This window comes from Microcystis sp. M015S2, assembly GCF_020245945.1.
GTDB lineage: Bacteria > Cyanobacteriota > Cyanobacteriia > Cyanobacteriales > Microcystaceae > Microcystis.
This window is the reverse complement of sequence record NZ_JADBTX010000099.1, coordinates 61519-77492: the sequence shown is the minus strand read 5'-3', so window position 1 is coordinate 77492 and position 15974 is coordinate 61519. Positions and strand designations below refer to the sequence as shown.

Below are 15974 nucleotides of genomic sequence, written 5' to 3'. Positions count from 1 at the left end.
CCTTATCCTGACTTGATTTCAGTTTTTTCTTTGTCAGTAAGGGTGTCAACAAGGAATATTACAAATTGTTAACCGAGTCTTGAAAGCCTTGTGCTACAAAGGTTTGAAATGTTAAGAAAGATGTGACTAAAGGACAGCTTGATAAGGGGGGCATCTGATAATTTTTAACGCCTACCTACTTATCAATCCGAGAAACGCTGTATATAACCTCCTATGCAATCAAAAAAGCAACGAAGAAAAGACATTTTCATAATATCATCTAAACCCTATAGGTTCTGTCAGGTAGGGGATAGAGAATTTAACTTAGTGTCTATAGAGTTATTGCGGTTTAGTTTTACTAGGAATCAGAATTAATGACCAGTAAGTAGCAGCCTCTGGATCGACTTCTGTAATCGGAATAATTTGCTGATTGGGTAAGGTTGCTCGTTCGATGTAGAGGGCGCGTTCTAATAATCCTAATTCCTCGAGAATATTGCGAACTTTAGCGAAATGTCTGCCTAATTTAATAATCGCCGCTGCATCGATAAAGGCTAGGCGATCCCGCAATATTTCCGCCTCTAAAGTAGCGGGCATAATACTAAATACGTCATTTCGATAAGTAATAGGTACACCCAGCATTGCTGCACTTGCCATCACTGAAGAAATACCCGGCACGACTTCAATTGAAAAGCGATCACACAAGCGATTAAAGATATACATAAATGTGCCATACAACATCGGATCGCCCACACATAAAACCGCCACATCTCGACCTAAGTTTAACTGTTCGGCGATGTTTTCGGCGGCAATATCATAATGAGGTTGAGAACTGCGCTCGACACTAAAAGGTAAAGGCATGGGAATTTCTATCTGCTCGGGACGGATAAAATCCGAGACAATTGCCCGTGCCAAAACTTTGCCACTTTCTAAGGTAGGATAAGCAATTACCGGAACAGTTGTGAGAATCCGGTGTGCTTTTAGCGTCAACAATTCGGGATCACCTGGCCCGATTCCTAATCCATAAAGTTTGCCTAATTTATTCATAATTCGTTCTCTTTTGCTAAAGCATTGACTGCTGCTGCTGCGATTGCGCTGCCTCCCCTACGTCCGTGCAGGGTAATAAATGGCACACCACGACTATTAGTTGCTAATTCTGTTTTCGACTCTGCCGCTCCCACAAATCCCACGGGAAAGCCTAAAATCAAAGCCGGTTTATCTACATTTTGATCGAGCAATTCTAGTAGGCGAAAAAGTGCGGTTGGTGCATTACCAATGGCTACCACTGCCCCAGCTAAATGAGGTCGCCAAAGTTCTAAAGCGGCAGCGGATCGGGTATTATTAATTTGCCGTGCTAACTCGGTCACTTCTGGATGATTGAGGGTACAAATAATCGGATTATTTTTAGGTAAACGCGCTTTGGTAATGCCATTAGCGACCATTTGAGAATCACAGAGAATTGCTGCACCCCCAGCGAGGGCATTTCGTCCGATTTTAACCGCGTCCGGTGATGCTTCTAAATCTTTTGTTATGTCCGTCATCCCGCAGGAATGAATTAGACGAACCGCCACATGAGCTAAATCATCGGGGAGATTTTCCCAGTTAGTTTCAGCCCGAATAATAGCAAAAGATTTGCGGTAAATTTCCTCACCATTCTTAATGTATTCCATTCTATTCATCTAAATTTTTCGATTTTTGGGAGCTTAAAATTTGGGCTATGAGGGGGGGAATCTTGGTAAATTCTCCCTCAAATATGGGTGTTTCTAAGAACTTTTGACTATCACCCACATAGACTTGATAAGCTTCTAGTATTTGCCCATTTTCCTCGATGGTAGTTCCTAAAAGGGTAATTTCGGCTGGACCTGGTTGAGCACAGGATTTAGCACAACCTGTCAAATGAATATTAACAGGAGAATTGCAGGTTAAGCGTTCCTGCAAATAATCTGCTAGGAGAGAAGCATGAATTTGAGTTGCAGTGGCCGCTGCTGCACAACCTGGTTTACCGCTACAGGCAACTATCCCCGCATCCCATCCGGGAGAAGCGGATAATCCTAAGGATGCCAGTTTTGGCAACAATTCTGACACTTTTTCATCGGGAATATCGGGTAATATAACAGTCTGCCAAGGGGTTAATCGTAACTGACCACTGCCAAAAGTTTCTGATAGTGTCGCTAATCCCCATAGTTGATTAGCCGTCAATTGTCCTAATCTTAATGGTAGACCAATATAAGACAATCCGGGTTGCTTTTGAGGATGAATTCCCAGATGAAAATAGGGTTGAGTGGAATGGGCAGCCTGCCGGTATTCTTGCCCTTGTATTATGCCGGTAGAAGTCCGATGTAATTGGTAGTTAACTTGTTCGAGATATTTTGCTAATCCCCAATCTTTGAGCAGGTGTTTCATCCTCGGTTTTTTACCCTTGATATTGGGGGTTTGTTGAACATAATCGACATAAACCTTTACTAAAGCTTTGACCACAGCTAAACAGTTTTCTGGCTCAATTAACAATTCCGTGTCATAGAATTGTTTATCTCCTCCGAGTGCTAATCGAAAGCAAACAAGAGAAGTTAAATTTGTCGGATTTTTGACGGTAATTGCCGATAGCTGAATCTCATTATAGCGGTGTTGCCAGGCCATAGTTGAACCGGTGCCAATTCCCACTGCACCACCGCCATCGATACCGATACTAAATTTAGGACTTAGTTGGGCAATTGATGGATAATTTTGGATAAAATTATCTAATTCTTGGACTAATGGACGAGTATCGATCGATTCTTGGCAGTCAATTCCGGCAGTGGGACTAGACATGATATTACGCAGATGATCAACACTGGGATTATGGGCAGCTAACCCTAATTTTTGCAGGGTTTGAAATGCTTCTAAAGTGGGGGATTTTTGCAGTCCGCGAATTTGCAAATTTGCCCGATTGGTAACTTGTATTGTCGTCTGCCATTGTTCGAGCCAATTGGCGATCGCTTTTCCCTGTGGAGAATTGAGCCATCCACCGGGGGTGCGGAGACGAATTAAAAACCCATCCTGGGCAGCAGTTCCATAAAATAAACCGGGACAAGCATTTGCTTCAACTAACCAATTCACCGTTGTTTGTTCTCCATGCGACGCAGAGAAGTAGTTAGAAAATTAGTTGTCTATACTACCGATTAAAAACTTGTAATTGGTATTCTGACTCGCAAGGAAAAAGGGAAGATGTACTCTTTTTACTTTTTACTTGATTACAGCTGCGGCACAGTACCAGAATTGCACTGGACTTTCCCAAAGACAAGTTTAAGGATTATACCACGTTTTCGGTTGAAACTCAGTATCGTTAAGAATCGCTACATTTTCCCCCCTTTGTGCTAAGACAAATAAACCTTGACGATAAGCATATTTATCCGCTCCCTCTTCGATTTCAATGCCTGCTACTGCCCCATATAATTGTTTGTGGTTATATTCGGGAAAAAATTGCCTAAATTCTGTTAGATTCTTGATTAATTCTTTGACATCATCTACACTTAAACTACTTTTAACTTCCACTACTAGCACATGATTTTCATTAGTTACTAACACATCAATTTCTAAGGTTTTACCGTCGAGACGTTTTTTGACTCTTTGACTAACTTGATGTACGGGAATCTGACGATTTAAAAATAAAGTCTCACAAGCTGGGGCTACCATATTTTCGACAAAACGACCCCATTTACCCCCAAGATTACCAATTTCTTGACTGAGTCTAGTAATTTGGCGATCAGTTTTTAAAGATTGTTCTTTGAGAATGCGCTCGGTTTCTTGAAAGCGTCGCTCGGTTTCTAAAGATTGTTCTTTGAGAACACGCTCGGTTTCTTGAAAGCGTCGCTCGGTTTCTTGAAAGCATCTTTCTGTCTCTTTTTGAGCTTCTACTAATTCGGCTAATAATCTCCAAACGTCATCGGCGGTGGTGGTCATAATTTTTCCTCTGAATTAACTTGACACTAAGCCGATTATATCTTGTTTGAAGGATAGAGCCTGATGGCAGATAATGAAATAGTAGCGATTTTTTTTAATATGGCGGATCGCAATTGTAAATCGAAATGGCTATCGATTATAGGAATTGGTGAAGATGGCTTAGAAGGGTTAAGTTCGGTGGGGCGAAGTCTGCTTTCTTTAGCATCAGTTATTGTCGGTGGTGAACGTCATCTGGCAATGTTACCCCCAGAGGATCAACGGCAAAAACTGCTCTGGACTTCTCCCATCCAAGACTCCATTAACGAGATTATCCGCCTTCGTGGTCAATCCGTCTGTGTTTTGGCTAGTGGTGATCCCATGTGCTACGGAATTGGTGTCACCCTCACCCGTCAGATTCCCCTTGAGGAAATGACGATTATTCCCTCTCCTTCTGCCTTCAGTCTTGCCTGTAGTCGTTTGGGTTGGTCCCTGAGTGAAGTGGAAACTTTGAGTTTGTGCGGTCGGCCCCCGGCTTGGTTGAATGGGGTGCTTTATCCCGGTGCTAAACTGCTGGTACTGAGTGCTGATGCCCAGACTCCGGCGATCGCTGCTCGGCTGCTCAGGGAGGGAGGTTTTGGCGAGAGTTCCATCACGGTTTTAGAACATCTAGGGGGAACCCTAGAACGCCACATTCAAGGCATCGCCAACGATTGGGAGTTTACAAATCTGGCGGATTTAAATGTCATCGCCATTAGCTGCATCTCCTCCCATCCCCCCACCCGGGCGCCGCGCCTTCCAGGACTGCCGGATTCTGCCTACCATCATGACGGCCAGTTGACAAAAAGAGAAGTTCGTGCTATCACACTGAGTAGATTGGCTCCCTTACCCGGACAATTGCTCTGGGATGTGGGGGCAGGTTGTGGTTCCATTGCCATTGAGTGGCTGCGTAGCGATCGCCGTTGCCAGGCTATTGCGATCGAACATCATCCCACCAGATTACAATACATTGCCGATAATGCCGCCGCCCTGGGAACGCCCCATCTGCAAATCGTCGCTGGAATCGCACCGAGCGCCTTGGAAGATTTACCGCAACCGGACACTATTTTTATTGGTGGCGGTATCACCACACCCCATATATTGGAAACCTGTTGGTTAGCCCTGCGCCCCGGGGGTCGTCTTGTTGCCAACACTGTTACAATTGAAAGTGAATTAGTCCTCTTGCAATGGCATAGTAAATTAGGAGGGGAACTGCTGCGGATTGGCATTGAAAAAGCCGAACCGGTCGGTAAGTTTTTAGGTTGGAAAGCCATGGCCCCCGTAACCCAGTGGACTGTTCTGAAACCGAGATTGTAAATCCTTGATTTTGTCCTTGATCTGTCTTGCAAAAGTTGTCAATATTCCGACTCCTCCCCACTAACAAACTTCTTCAGCAAACCCTAATTAGTCTTATGGTTTCGCAACTAGATAAAACTAACGTCACTGAAATTATCTACCCCGATAGCGATGGTCAACCCATGGCCGATAATACCCTGCAATTTCGTTGGATTACGACAATTAAAACTAATTTAGACTGGCTATTTCGCGAGCAGTCTGATGTCTTTGTTGCGGGTGATTTACTCTGGTATCCTGTGGAAAATGATAATAAACTACGTCAAGCGCCGGATATCATGGTGGTTTTTGGGAGACCAAAAGGGGAAAGGGGTTCCTATCGACAATGGCTAGAAAATAATATTAGTCCCCAGGTGGTTTTTGAAATCCTCTCTCCGGGTAACACCCTCACGGAAATGGCCAAAAAACAGCTATTTTATCAGCGTTATGGGGTCGAGGAATATTATATTTATGATCCCCATAAAAACGATGCTAGTGGTGGGATAAGAGGCGAAAATCAGCTAGAAATTCTAGAAACTCTCGATAATTGGGTTAGTCCCCGTTTAGGAATACGTTTTCAGTTAGGGGAACCGGAAATGTTGCTTTTTTATCCCGATGGACAAGCTTTCACTAGCTATAATCAGGAAAAACAACGAGCGGAACGATTAGCCAATAAACTGCGGGAATTAGGCATTAATCCTGACGATATCTAAGTTTACCCCTTGATCTCACTTTTATTGCCGAGTATTTCAATTAAAGTTAACTCTATTGCTGGAAAGGATTCAATAAAAATAATTTCACCTCGATAATATTTCTGAATATCCTGATAACTACCCTGCAGCGGATGGCGATAAACTTCTAAACATTCTTCCTTGAGATTGACGATCCAAACTTCTTGAATATTTGCCTCTGCATAAAGAGGGATTTTAGTATAGCGATCATAATCGAGGGTAGAATCGGAAACTTCAATAATTAAATAGATATCTTGAGGACAAGGATAGGCAGCAACATAAAAATCTGATCGAGGTATTAGTAAACTTAAATCTGGTTCTGGTTGAGAATTATTATTTAATCTAATCGGGTTTTGCACTCCTAAGAGAATAAGATCACCGAATTTTCGATAAAATAACTGTGTTAATCTAGCTATACAGGCAGCATGACGGGTTCCCATCGGTGACATTTTGATAATTTCTCCTCGAATTAATTCGACTTTTTCATCGGGTTTGATTATTCCCTGGGTTGTCATTTTTTCGTATTCTTCCACCGTAAACTTACGAGTAATCAGTGATAAAGACATTTCAACTAAACTCCTACTTTCTCTTTATTCTATCTGGACAGCTTGCCAAGGGGTGAATTATCAGTATCAAAACAATTAATCAGGGGGATAAACTAACTTTTTGGGGACTTATACTGATTTTTCTAGAAAAATCATCGGTTGCCATGGCGACAAAACCGCTAGAGCTAACGTCTAGAAAGCTGGGGTCGGATCGAAACTGCCCCAAAAAAGCTACTATAGGTCAGTTGTCGATGTTAGAAAAAATAGCCGTTCCCATCAGGAACATTAAGTCGAGAAATTTTATGGTTAAGCGAAAACAGCCTTATAGTTTAATTTATCTGCTCACTCTGGTGATCGGTTTAGTGATTGCGATCGCACCTGACGGACAAGCACAAACCCCCGACTCTAACACTCCTGCCAGCGATCCTAACGAATTGAAACCCTTAAATCAAGCCGATAGTGTCCTGAGTCTTCAGGGGGGACAACGTTTAGTGGAAGAAGCGAACACCGCTATTAATGCCGCTAAATACGATGTCGCTGTGGACAAACTCAATCAAGCGCGTCGGATTTTTAACCAACTATCTAACTATCATCTGCAATTAGCTAATAGTTTCTCAGGAATTGACCCAAAAGTATTCGATTCTCAGCGTCAAAGTGCTTTAAACACGGGACAAATGCGGGATGAAGCCACCTATCAGCTTGCTTTGGTCCATAGGGCGCAAAATCAGCCAGAATTGGCGGTTCCTTTGTTAATTCAGGTGATTCAATCCCAAAACCCCACCAGTGAATTAGGACAAAAAAGCTATCAACAACTCTACGAGATGGGATTTGTCAGTACACCCATCTCCGCACCGACTCCCACATCGGCAACTCCTAACAACTCCCCCCCACAGCAGTAAATTTTGTCCCCATTGACGAGCTTTCGGTAACAATGGGATCAGAGTATCTTTAATTGTTTTGAGGAGTTAAGATGGTTGACTTTCGCCAAGTAGAAGCGATGATTCAAGAACAAATCCCCGATGCACAAGTGATGATTCGGGATTTGACGGGAGGTGGCGATCATTTGGAAGCGGTGGTTATTTCTGGCGAATTTGCTGGCAAAACCCGCGTTAAACAGCATCAAATGGTTTATGGCGCTTTACAATCGGCACTGGCTACCGAAGCCATCCATGCTTTGGCATTAAAAACCTACACTCCCGACAGTTGGGCAGCAGAAAAATAACAGTTATCAGTTATCAGTTATCAGTTAGTTTTTTGGCTCTCTTAGGTTTGGTGGGCAAAATGTATTCTAAAATACATTCTTCCTAGCGAGCGAGTGGAAGGAACCACAAAGACACAAAGGACACAAAGATTGATCGATCCTCTGTAAGTTAAACTTATCACACAGAACCTAGAAGAGCCAACTACCCAATTCATAATTCATAATTCATAATTCATAATTCATAATTCCCACACCCCACACCCTACCCCCACGAAAAACTTTTTGCCGCAAACCCTAATTACTTATGGTTAGTCCTTTACTGGAACCCTTTCGAGAAGCCTATCGCAATTTGGAACTTTTACCCCTGCGATCGGATAAAGAATTACAGCGTTTTGCTGTCAAATACGGCACAGAAATTATCGACGAATTAGAACAATTGGTCGAAGATAGTCCTTCGGAAGACGGAAAAATTATTCTAGCAGGACATCGGGGTTGTGGTAAGTCAACCCTACTCTATGAATTTAAAAGAAAGTTAGATGATCGCTATTTTGTTGTTTTCTTCTCGATCTCAGACATGATCGAAATGTCAGACGTAAATCATGTTAATATTTTATTCTCGATCGCCGTTCAGATGATGTCAGAAGCGGAAGCCCAAAATTTAACTATTAAAGATTCTATTAAAAAAAGCTTTTATCAATGGTTTGCTGAACAAATCCGCACCGAAACCAATCAAGCAGATGCCACTGTCGAAACAGGTTTTAACTTTTCTTCTTTACTAGCTCACATTAAAGGAATTCTCAAGATTAATTCGACTATTCGCGAGGAAATCAAACAAAAGTATGAGCGGAGAATTACCGATTTAGTTGCCCAAATTAACATTATAGCTAGTGCGATTGAGTCCCAAAGTCAGAAAAAAATCTTAGTAATTGTTGATGACATTGATAAAATTGACTTAGCACAGGTAAGGGATATTTTTCAATCCCATATTAAAGCGATTATGTTGCCCGGTTTTCGGATTATTATGACTATTCCGATCGCCGCTTTAAGAGAAGTAGCTTTAAAGGCAACTCTCCAAACAGAAACCAACGATCAGATCGTGCAAATGCCTGTATATAAACTCTTTAAACAGGGAGAAATTAATTCACCTAATGCTATACCCGATCCCCAAATTATTGCTACTTTAACCGAGATAATCACTAAGCGCATCGATTCCGCTTTAATCGATCCTGACACCCTCGAAAAAATTTGTCTTTATAGTGGGGGAGTGTTACGAGAATTAATTCGCATTACTAATGATTGCTGTCGGGTTTGTTTGCGATCGGTTCGTCGTTATCCCGATGATAATACCCTAAAAATTAATCAAGCTGTTTTAGAACAATCAATCACAGAACTTAGTCTCGATTTTGCTGAAAGTATCGGTACAGCAGATGAGGAAATTATTAAAACTGTTTATGAAAAGTCAAAACCGAAGGATCTCAAGGATCAAAATTTTCTAGATCTGTTGCATGGTTTATATATTTTGGAATACCGCAATGGCGATCTCTGGTATAACGTGCATCCGATTGTGGTTGAGTTAATGAAAAAAAGAGGAACAATTTGAATGGGATATTATGAATAATGAAACATCTTCAATTATTGACCAAAATGAAAGAGAATACGAAGGTTTAATCGTATCTCTAGAGGCAAATCAAGAGAGATTAAATATATTGATTTGTGTGTGTGATCAGGAAAAATTGCGAGAAGAAATTATTGATCGCTATAGCAAAGAATTAGAACCAGTAATCCCTTGTTATCGGATTGATTTAGATCAAAAAGAACCGAGTTTAAGAGCAGCAATTGCTAGTTTAGTCTCCAGAAAACCAGAGTTATTACAAAGCAAAAACGCTGTGATCACAACCACAGGAGTGGAAAAATTACACTCGATCGAATGGCAACGGGAAAAATCGGAACTAGATAAATTTTTTGGTTATCTGCAATGGACAAGGGAAGGATTGCGAGAATTTCCCTATTCTATCGTTCTTTGGGTAACAAGCACAGTGGAAGTAAATTTACGCAAAAAGTCCCCCGATTTTTGGAGTTGGAGAAAAGGAGTTTTTCGCTTTATTTCTCCTCCAAGTAACTTTTTACCTTGTCAAGAATTTTTACCAATTTTACAATCTTTTGACGAAATTACTATAGACAAAGATATTCCTTTTATCTCTAAAGAAGACCTGTTAGAATTAATCGAGCAAATCGAGGTAAATAAAGGCAAAAAAGAGCCAAGATTAGCCAGTTTATATGCCAGTTTAGCTAAGATTTATAACCATCGTTTATCAAATCTGCCATTGTCAGATTATCGTCAGGAACAAGATTTAGCGATCGAGTATTATCAAAAAGCGATCGATTTACAAACAGAGTTAAATCTAGAACTTGATTTAGTTGCGAGTCTCGACTCATTAGCAGGTATTTACTATTTTCTAGGAGAAGACCAAAAAGCGATCGAGTTTTATCAACAGTCCTTAGCAATCTTTCAGAAAATCGGAGATCGCTGGAGAGAAGCAGATTCTTACAATAATTTAGGCAATGCTTATCATTCCCTAGGAGAATACCAAAAAGCGATCGAGTTTTATCAACAGTCCTTAGCAATCTTTCAGGAAATTTATGATATAAGGGGAGTAGCGTATTGTTACAATAATTTGGGCAATATTTACAATTACCTAGGAGAAGACCAAAAAGCGATCGAGTTTCATCAACAGTCCTTAGCAATCAAACGGGAAATCTCTGATATAACAGGAGAAGCTTATTCCTATCTAGGTTTGGGGAATGTTTACGATTCCCTAGGAGAATACCAAAAAGCGATCGAGTTTTATCAACAGTCTTTAGCAATCTTTCAGGAAATGGAGTATATCATAGGAGAACCAAAGACTCTGTTGAATCTGGGAGTTACCTACTATAAACTCAAACGTATAGCGGAAGCGAAAGAAGCAATTCTTCAAGCGCGGAAATTATTTCAAGCATTGGGGTTAGCAGGATATGTTCAAAAGTGCGATCAGGCAATTCGGAGATTAGAAACCTGAAAATATTCCTTAATCGTTGCTTTCTTTCTGGGGGTGGTTAAGTTTCCTTTAGTTGTAAATGGGTTAAATATCCCTTATTTTTAACCTGAGTTTGACATCTGCTAATTTCCCCTCATAACTACCCTAAAGTGAGAAATTATAGTAATATTTCTAAGGATTACCAGAAAAGAAAGAGCGCCACGCTGCTGTTCCGATCGCTCCTCCTAAAAGAATAATTAACGTCCAAACTTGATTTTTTTGGGTTCCTTCCACCTTTTCTAGTCTTCTATCCATCCCATCGACTTTCTCAGTTAGTTTTGCTTGTCCTACCTCTAGCTTAGTTAGCCGTTCGTCGATCTTATCAAATTTCTGGTTAAAATCCTTCTGTAGGCTGTCAAATTTCTGGTTAACATCTTGTTGCAAGGTGTCGATTTTTTGGTTAACTTCCTTCTGTAGGCTGTCAAATTTCTGGTTAACATCCTGTTGCAAGGTGTCGATTTTTTGGGTGACATCTCTTTGTAGGGTATCGATTTTTTGGTTAACCTCCTTGATGCTGTCTTTGATTTCCTTGAGTACAGATTCAAGACTATAAGTAACAGTTTCGTTAGACATTTTGGTAAAATTCCTGGGAGTAATGATAGTACAATAATTTTATCTTAATCCTAAATCTGGTTATTAGAAACTGATTACCTATTGCCTAGTATTTAGTCTTATGGTAATAAGTAGCTGGTTATAATTAAATTAAAAATGGATTTTAGGTTCGATCCCCCCTGCCCCCCTTGATAAGGGGGGATCTGACAACTTTTAACGCCTACCTACTTAAGTTAGGTTTTTTCCTTAGCGAGAATAAAGACGCTGCCCTCGCTGCCGCGGCCGATGCGGAGATCTTCATCGAGATAGGTGATATCGAGCCAACCTTTTTGTTCACGATTATTGAAGGAAAAATCGAGGGGAGGAAATTTTTTGCCACTTTCGATCGCGTCGATAAATTCTTGGGGAGAATGATAATTGAGAAAACGTTGCAGACCGAGGATCGAGCGCTCAAATTTGACCATAACCCGACGCTCGGAGGTGGGTTCAAAGGTAGCGGCGACGATCACTGCTCCTTCTAACCAAGGTACGCCCGTAATTTCAGCAATATTGTAGAGTTTGGCCTTGTTCAGGTCAAGATATTGATAAATTTGCCCCAATTGAAAAAAAGGTAGGCGATCTAGTCCCAGAATGTCGCGGCTGCTGGTGAATAGTAAACGCCAATTGCCCCCTAATAGTTGTTTAACTTCGAGGGGATGAGGATGGGGATTGTGGTCCTCCAATTGTTCGATCGCCGCTAAAATCCGCACGCGGTCGCTTTCCGTGGCCAGGAGTCCGCGATTTCTACCAGCGATCAATTCTAGTAATTTCGCTTTGGCATCCATAGAATCTCCCTCATTTTATAAAGTACCTCGACCCGCCAGGCACTCGATCGAGGTTTTTGGTGGCCCGAAGAGGCCCACCCGCGCCGATGATTTCATGGGTTCAACGGAGTTTTAACCTCGGTGAGCGGCATTTTTAACTGTTGGCCTCACTATTTTAACACGGATTAAATGCCTCGGTTTTAAAACTTTTTCATAACCGCAATTAAGTGATCAAAATAGGGAGCAATTGCGGTTTTTTCTGAGTCGCTAAAATAATCTAAACTGTATTGTTTTAAGGCTTCTAACCCCGAAATCATCGCCCCTAATGGTACTTGTAATTCTTGGTAAAGAAGACGCATATTTTCCAATCCCTCGGCACTGGTGTAGGGAATCTGCTGTCCGGCGACACCGTAGGTAATACAACGTAAAAAGTTCCAGAAATCACGCCAACAAGCTTCGGCACGGTGGGGTGGATGAAGATCGCCTCCGGGTTGAAAAATGGTGGGAAATTGGCTTGATAAAGCCTGACGAGCGTTATCGACGATACTATTAGCATTATCCCGCAGTTTTCGAGCTTGCTGACTAGAAACCAGTAAATCAGGCTCTAAATTGACGATAGTATCTAAATCGCTATCGTCGAGATAGCGAGTTTGATCATCCGCTTGTTGCCAAATAGCGATCGCTGCTTGCTGATAGGGCCAATTAGCGAAACTGATGATTTTCGCTTTTGGGATTAATTGCTGGGCGCGCTCACTCAAAGGCATCGATCGCTCTCCGTTGGGTCAGATTAGGCGGTTAAGATCACTTTTAGCATAAATGATCGAAAAATTAGCGATAACTAAAGATTTTTTGCAATCTGCTTGGGAGGATCGCTTACAATAAACAAAAGCTAAGTCATTATATTTTGATCATCATGTCAGTTTTAATAGCGATCGGTGTACTTGCCCTATTAATTGTCGTTCACGAATTAGGTCATTTTGCCGCTGCTCGTTGGCAATCTATCCATGTTAATCGCTTTTCCATCGGTTTTGGTCCAGCTTTAGCTAAATATCAAGGTAAAGAAACAGAATACGCCCTCCGCGCCATTCCTTTAGGGGGTTACGTTGGTTTTCCCGATGACGATCCCGATAGTCAAATTCCCAATAACGATCCTGATTTATTACGCAATCGTCCCGTTTTCGATCGAGCTATCGTCATTAGTGCCGGGGTAATTGCTAATTTAATTTTTGCCTATTTTTTGCTTGTTACCCAAGTCGCTACGGTGGGTTTTCCCCAAATTAACTATCAAGAAGGGGTAATTATTCCAGAGGTTTTCACTGCTGAAAATTCCGTCGCTAAACAAGCGGGAATGAAAGCGGGTGATATTGTTCTCGCTATCAATGATCAGCCCCTTGGTGCTTCTCAAAATGCCGTTATTGACTTCCGTGACATTATTCAATCTTCCCCCGATCAACCCCTAAAATTAACCATCAAACGCCCGACAGAAACTCTCGATTTAATCGTTACTCCTGAATTGGGAAGTGATGGTCAGGGTAAAATTGGGGTGAGATTGGCTCCCAACGGTGAAGAAACTCGCCTGAAAGCCGATAATTTTGGTCAAGCTTTTAGCTTGGGTGCGGGTGAATTTCAACGATTAATTGTATTAACCGTGCAAGGTTTTGGGCAGTTAGTTAGTAACTTTAAAGACAGTGTTCAACAGGTAGCAGGACCGGTTAAAATTGTCGAATATGGAGCAGCAATCGCTCGTAATGATGCGGGTAATCTTTTTCAATTTGCCGCCCTAATTAGTATTAACTTAGCGGTGATTAATATTCTGCCTTTACCTGCTCTTGATGGTGGTCAGTTGGTATTTTTATTAATCGAGGCTTTGGTAGGTAAACCTCTCCCGACTAAACTGCAAGATAACATCATGCAAACAGGTCTAGTTTTACTCTTAGGATTAGGAGTTTTCTTAATCGTGCGCGACACGGCTAACCTAGCAGTTTTTCAGGATTTATTCCAGTGATGGCTCCTCGAAAAAAAACTAAGCTTCAACTGCGCGCCCTAGAGATTTTAAGCAACTTAAAGCGATTATATCCAGAGGCAACCTGTAGTTTAAATTATCAAACTCCTGTGCAGTTATTGGTGGCAGTTATTCTCTCGGCACAATGCACTGATGAGCGGGTAAATAAGGTAACTCCTGCTTTATTCGCCCGTTTTCCCGATGCTAAATCCTTAGCTTTTGCCGAGCGAGAGGAGTTAGAAACCCTGATTCGTTCCACGGGATTCTATCGCAATAAAGCTAAAAATATTCAGGGTGCTTGTCAAAAAATCCTCAAGGATTTTCAAGGAGAAGTACCCAAGACAATGGCGGAATTATTAACTTTACCCGGAGTAGCTAGAAAAACGGCTAATGTGGTACTTGCTCACGCTTACGCGATTATTGAGGGTGTGACAGTAGATACCCACGTTAAGCGCTTAAGTAATCGTTTGGGTTTAACTACTAATAACGATCCGGTGAAAATTGAACGGGATTTAATGGCTTTACTACCTCAACCGGATTGGGAAACTTTTTCTATTAGTATTATTTACCACGGCCGGGCGGTTTGTAAAGCAAGAAATCCCGCTTGTTTTTCCTGTCAATTAGCCTCTCTTTGTCCCGCAGCAAACAGTAAACAGTAAACTGAAAACTCACACCTGATAACTGGTAACTGATAACTGATAACTGATAACTGATCTGGGGGGCTATAATGGGAAAAAATAGCTCATCCATCAATCTTATGAGTCAAGGATCACGGCAAGAAATAAAAACCCAAGCAATAATCCTCGCTACTTTTGTGGCGATTTTTTGGCTGTTAGAGATTTTAGATCAATTTGTTTTTCGGGGTAGTTTAGACTATTTCGGGATTATTCCCCATCAAGTCATCGGATTGCGGGGTATTCTTTTCGCACCTTTCCTACACGGTGACTTTCCCCATCTTATCGCTAATACGGTTCCTTTTCTGATTCTCGGTTGGTTGGTGATGTTACAGGAAACCAGTGACTTTTTTATTGTGACTGGGTTAACTATGCTGGTGGGGGGGTTAGGAGTCTGGTTATTTGCTGCTCCCGGATCCATCCATATCGGGGCAAGTATCTTGATTTTTGGCTATTTAGGTTTTTTATTACTGCGGGGCTATTTCCAGAGAAATATTCCTTCTATACTCTTGTCAATTCTAGTCTTTTTACTCTACGGTGGCACAATTTGGGGCGTTTTGCCTTCCCGTCCGGGGATTTCTTGGCAAGGACATTTATTTGGCTTTCTAGGCGGGGTTTTAGCCGCCAAATTAATCGCCACCGAAAAGAAACATTATTCCTAAATGGGGGAACCTTCTATCTCGCTACATACTTCGTAAAAATCGGTGACAGGCGGTTTTGCAAATAGAGGAGCCATGGATTTCAGCAATAATTCGTGGGCTTCGCTTTTATTTGCCTCCATATCATCGATTTTATCCCAGATGATTACGGCAATTCCTTCATCGGTTCCGGGTTTTTGCAACAGAAAAGCCCCCTGGAATCCCGTAGAATAGGTGGAAACGGCCTTTTCGTAGAGTTTTTGGGCCTCGGAAAAACACCCCGGTTTAAATTCACCAATAGCCACATAGGCATATTTATGTTTGAGAAAATCGAGAAATTCTGGCATGGCAATGAGGGGAAATGGAATAAATCTTTCTTTCTACTCTCATTAAAACTTAGATCGATCGCTCCCTCCGCCCCATCGACATATTTTTTTAACTAAGCTTCCCCAATTGTCTCTTTTTTTGTTAGCTTATATGTAGTCGTTATGA

General features: G+C 41.6%; 18 protein-coding genes and 1 riboswitch. Of the genes, 9 read left to right on the top strand and 9 right to left on the bottom strand.

The genetic code is table 11. The annotated features are described in order from the left end of the window. Nucleotides 1-318 precede the first annotated feature (318 nt). The 4 genes from cobI to IM473_RS17555 form a co-directional block, all read right to left on the bottom strand. Nucleotides 319-1023, bottom strand: a complete 705-nt coding sequence (gene cobI, locus IM473_RS17570) for a precorrin-2 C(20)-methyltransferase (protein ID WP_002765815.1) — start codon at nt 1021-1023, stop codon at nt 319-321. Then, a complete protein-coding gene (locus tag IM473_RS17565) occupies nt 1020-1646 on the bottom strand; it encodes a precorrin-8X methylmutase (RefSeq protein ID WP_287658043.1) in 627 nt (208 codons plus the stop codon). The genes cobI and IM473_RS17565 overlap by 4 nt, the downstream gene beginning before the upstream one ends. A 1-nt stretch (nt 1647) precedes the next feature. Further along, nucleotides 1648-3072, bottom strand: a complete 1425-nt coding sequence (gene cobG, locus IM473_RS17560) for a precorrin-3B synthase (RefSeq protein WP_287658038.1) — start codon at nt 3070-3072, stop codon at nt 1648-1650. A gap of 57 nt (nt 3073-3129) precedes the next feature. Then, nucleotides 3130-3288: riboswitch (cobalamin riboswitch) on the bottom strand. Beyond that, nucleotides 3259-3915: a nuclear pore complex Nup192/Nup205 family protein gene (locus IM473_RS17555; protein ID WP_287690541.1), complete on the bottom strand. Its 657-nt coding sequence runs from the start codon at nt 3913-3915 to the stop codon at nt 3259-3261. Its footprint overlaps the riboswitch before it by 30 nt. 63 nt (nt 3916-3978) lie before the next feature. Between IM473_RS17555 and cbiE the strand changes: the two genes are divergently transcribed. Together cbiE and IM473_RS17545 are read left to right on the top strand one after the other, a co-directional pair. Beyond that, nucleotides 3979-5247 carry a precorrin-6y C5,15-methyltransferase (decarboxylating) subunit CbiE gene (gene cbiE, locus IM473_RS17550; RefSeq protein WP_287658033.1) on the top strand — a complete coding sequence of 423 codons (1269 nt, stop codon included), beginning with the start codon at nt 3979-3981 and terminating at the stop codon, nt 5245-5247. Between the two features lie 95 nt (nt 5248-5342). Continuing rightward, entirely contained in the window at nt 5343-5975 is a 633-nt protein-coding gene (locus tag IM473_RS17545; protein WP_287658032.1) for a Uma2 family endonuclease, read from the top strand. Nucleotides 5976-5977: 2 nt separating this feature from the next. Here the strand turns inward: IM473_RS17545 and IM473_RS17540 are convergent, their stop codons facing one another. Then, the gene (locus IM473_RS17540; protein ID WP_287658031.1) at nt 5978-6559 is read right to left on the bottom strand and encodes a Uma2 family endonuclease; all 582 of its coding nucleotides are present in this window, start codon (nt 6557-6559) and stop codon (nt 5978-5980) included. 230 nt (nt 6560-6789) lie between these two features. On the opposite strand from IM473_RS17540, the gene IM473_RS17535 reads away from it, so the two are divergent. The 4 genes from IM473_RS17535 (at nt 6790) to IM473_RS17520 (ending at nt 10795) form a co-directional block, all read left to right on the top strand. Continuing rightward, nucleotides 6790-7437, top strand: coding sequence for a hypothetical protein (locus tag IM473_RS17535; RefSeq protein WP_287658030.1), 648 nt, complete (start codon nt 6790-6792; stop codon nt 7435-7437). A 71-nt stretch (nt 7438-7508) separates the two neighbouring features. Then, nucleotides 7509-7760, top strand: coding sequence for a BolA family protein (locus IM473_RS17530; protein ID WP_002737239.1), 252 nt, complete (start codon nt 7509-7511; stop codon nt 7758-7760). A 283-nt stretch (nt 7761-8043) separates the two neighbouring features. Next, the gene (locus tag IM473_RS17525) at nt 8044-9339 is read left to right on the top strand and encodes a P-loop NTPase fold protein (RefSeq protein ID WP_287658029.1); all 1296 of its coding nucleotides are present in this window, start codon (nt 8044-8046) and stop codon (nt 9337-9339) included. A gap of 10 nt (nt 9340-9349) precedes the next feature. Continuing rightward, nucleotides 9350-10795, top strand: coding sequence for a tetratricopeptide repeat protein (locus IM473_RS17520; RefSeq protein WP_287658028.1), 1446 nt, complete (start codon nt 9350-9352; stop codon nt 10793-10795). 150 nt (nt 10796-10945) lie between these two features. On the opposite strand, the gene IM473_RS17515 is transcribed toward IM473_RS17520, so the two are convergent. From IM473_RS17515 to IM473_RS17505, 3 genes are all read right to left on the bottom strand, one after another. Further along, nucleotides 10946-11386, bottom strand: a complete 441-nt coding sequence (locus IM473_RS17515; RefSeq protein ID WP_104397644.1) for a DUF4164 family protein — start codon at nt 11384-11386, stop codon at nt 10946-10948. A gap of 212 nt (nt 11387-11598) precedes the next feature. Next, nucleotides 11599-12189 (bottom strand): PAP/fibrillin family protein, encoded by a 591-nt coding sequence (locus tag IM473_RS17510; protein ID WP_002747500.1) that lies wholly within the window; start codon nt 12187-12189, stop codon nt 11599-11601. 179 nt (nt 12190-12368) lie between these two features. After that, nucleotides 12369-12932, bottom strand: coding sequence for a bilin-binding protein (locus tag IM473_RS17505; protein ID WP_287658027.1), 564 nt, complete (start codon nt 12930-12932; stop codon nt 12369-12371). A gap of 149 nt (nt 12933-13081) precedes the next feature. Here IM473_RS17505 and rseP point away from each other — a divergent pair, with 149 nt between their 5' ends. The 3 genes from rseP (at nt 13082) to IM473_RS17490 (ending at nt 15506) form a co-directional block, all read left to right on the top strand. Then, a complete protein-coding gene (rseP, locus tag IM473_RS17500; protein WP_287658025.1) occupies nt 13082-14173 on the top strand; it encodes an RIP metalloprotease RseP in 1092 nt (363 codons plus the stop codon). Then, nucleotides 14173-14829, top strand: coding sequence for an endonuclease III (gene nth, locus IM473_RS17495; protein WP_072924402.1), 657 nt, complete (start codon nt 14173-14175; stop codon nt 14827-14829). The genes rseP and nth overlap by 1 nt, the downstream gene beginning before the upstream one ends. Before the next feature lie 68 nt (nt 14830-14897). Continuing rightward, entirely contained in the window at nt 14898-15506 is a 609-nt protein-coding gene (locus IM473_RS17490) for a rhomboid family intramembrane serine protease (RefSeq protein ID WP_042790652.1), read from the top strand. Here IM473_RS17490 and IM473_RS17485 read toward each other — a convergent pair. After that, nucleotides 15503-15829, bottom strand: a complete 327-nt coding sequence (locus IM473_RS17485) for an antibiotic biosynthesis monooxygenase family protein (RefSeq protein ID WP_002759792.1) — start codon at nt 15827-15829, stop codon at nt 15503-15505. The genes IM473_RS17490 and IM473_RS17485 overlap by 4 nt on opposite strands. Nucleotides 15830-15974 lie beyond the last annotated feature (145 nt).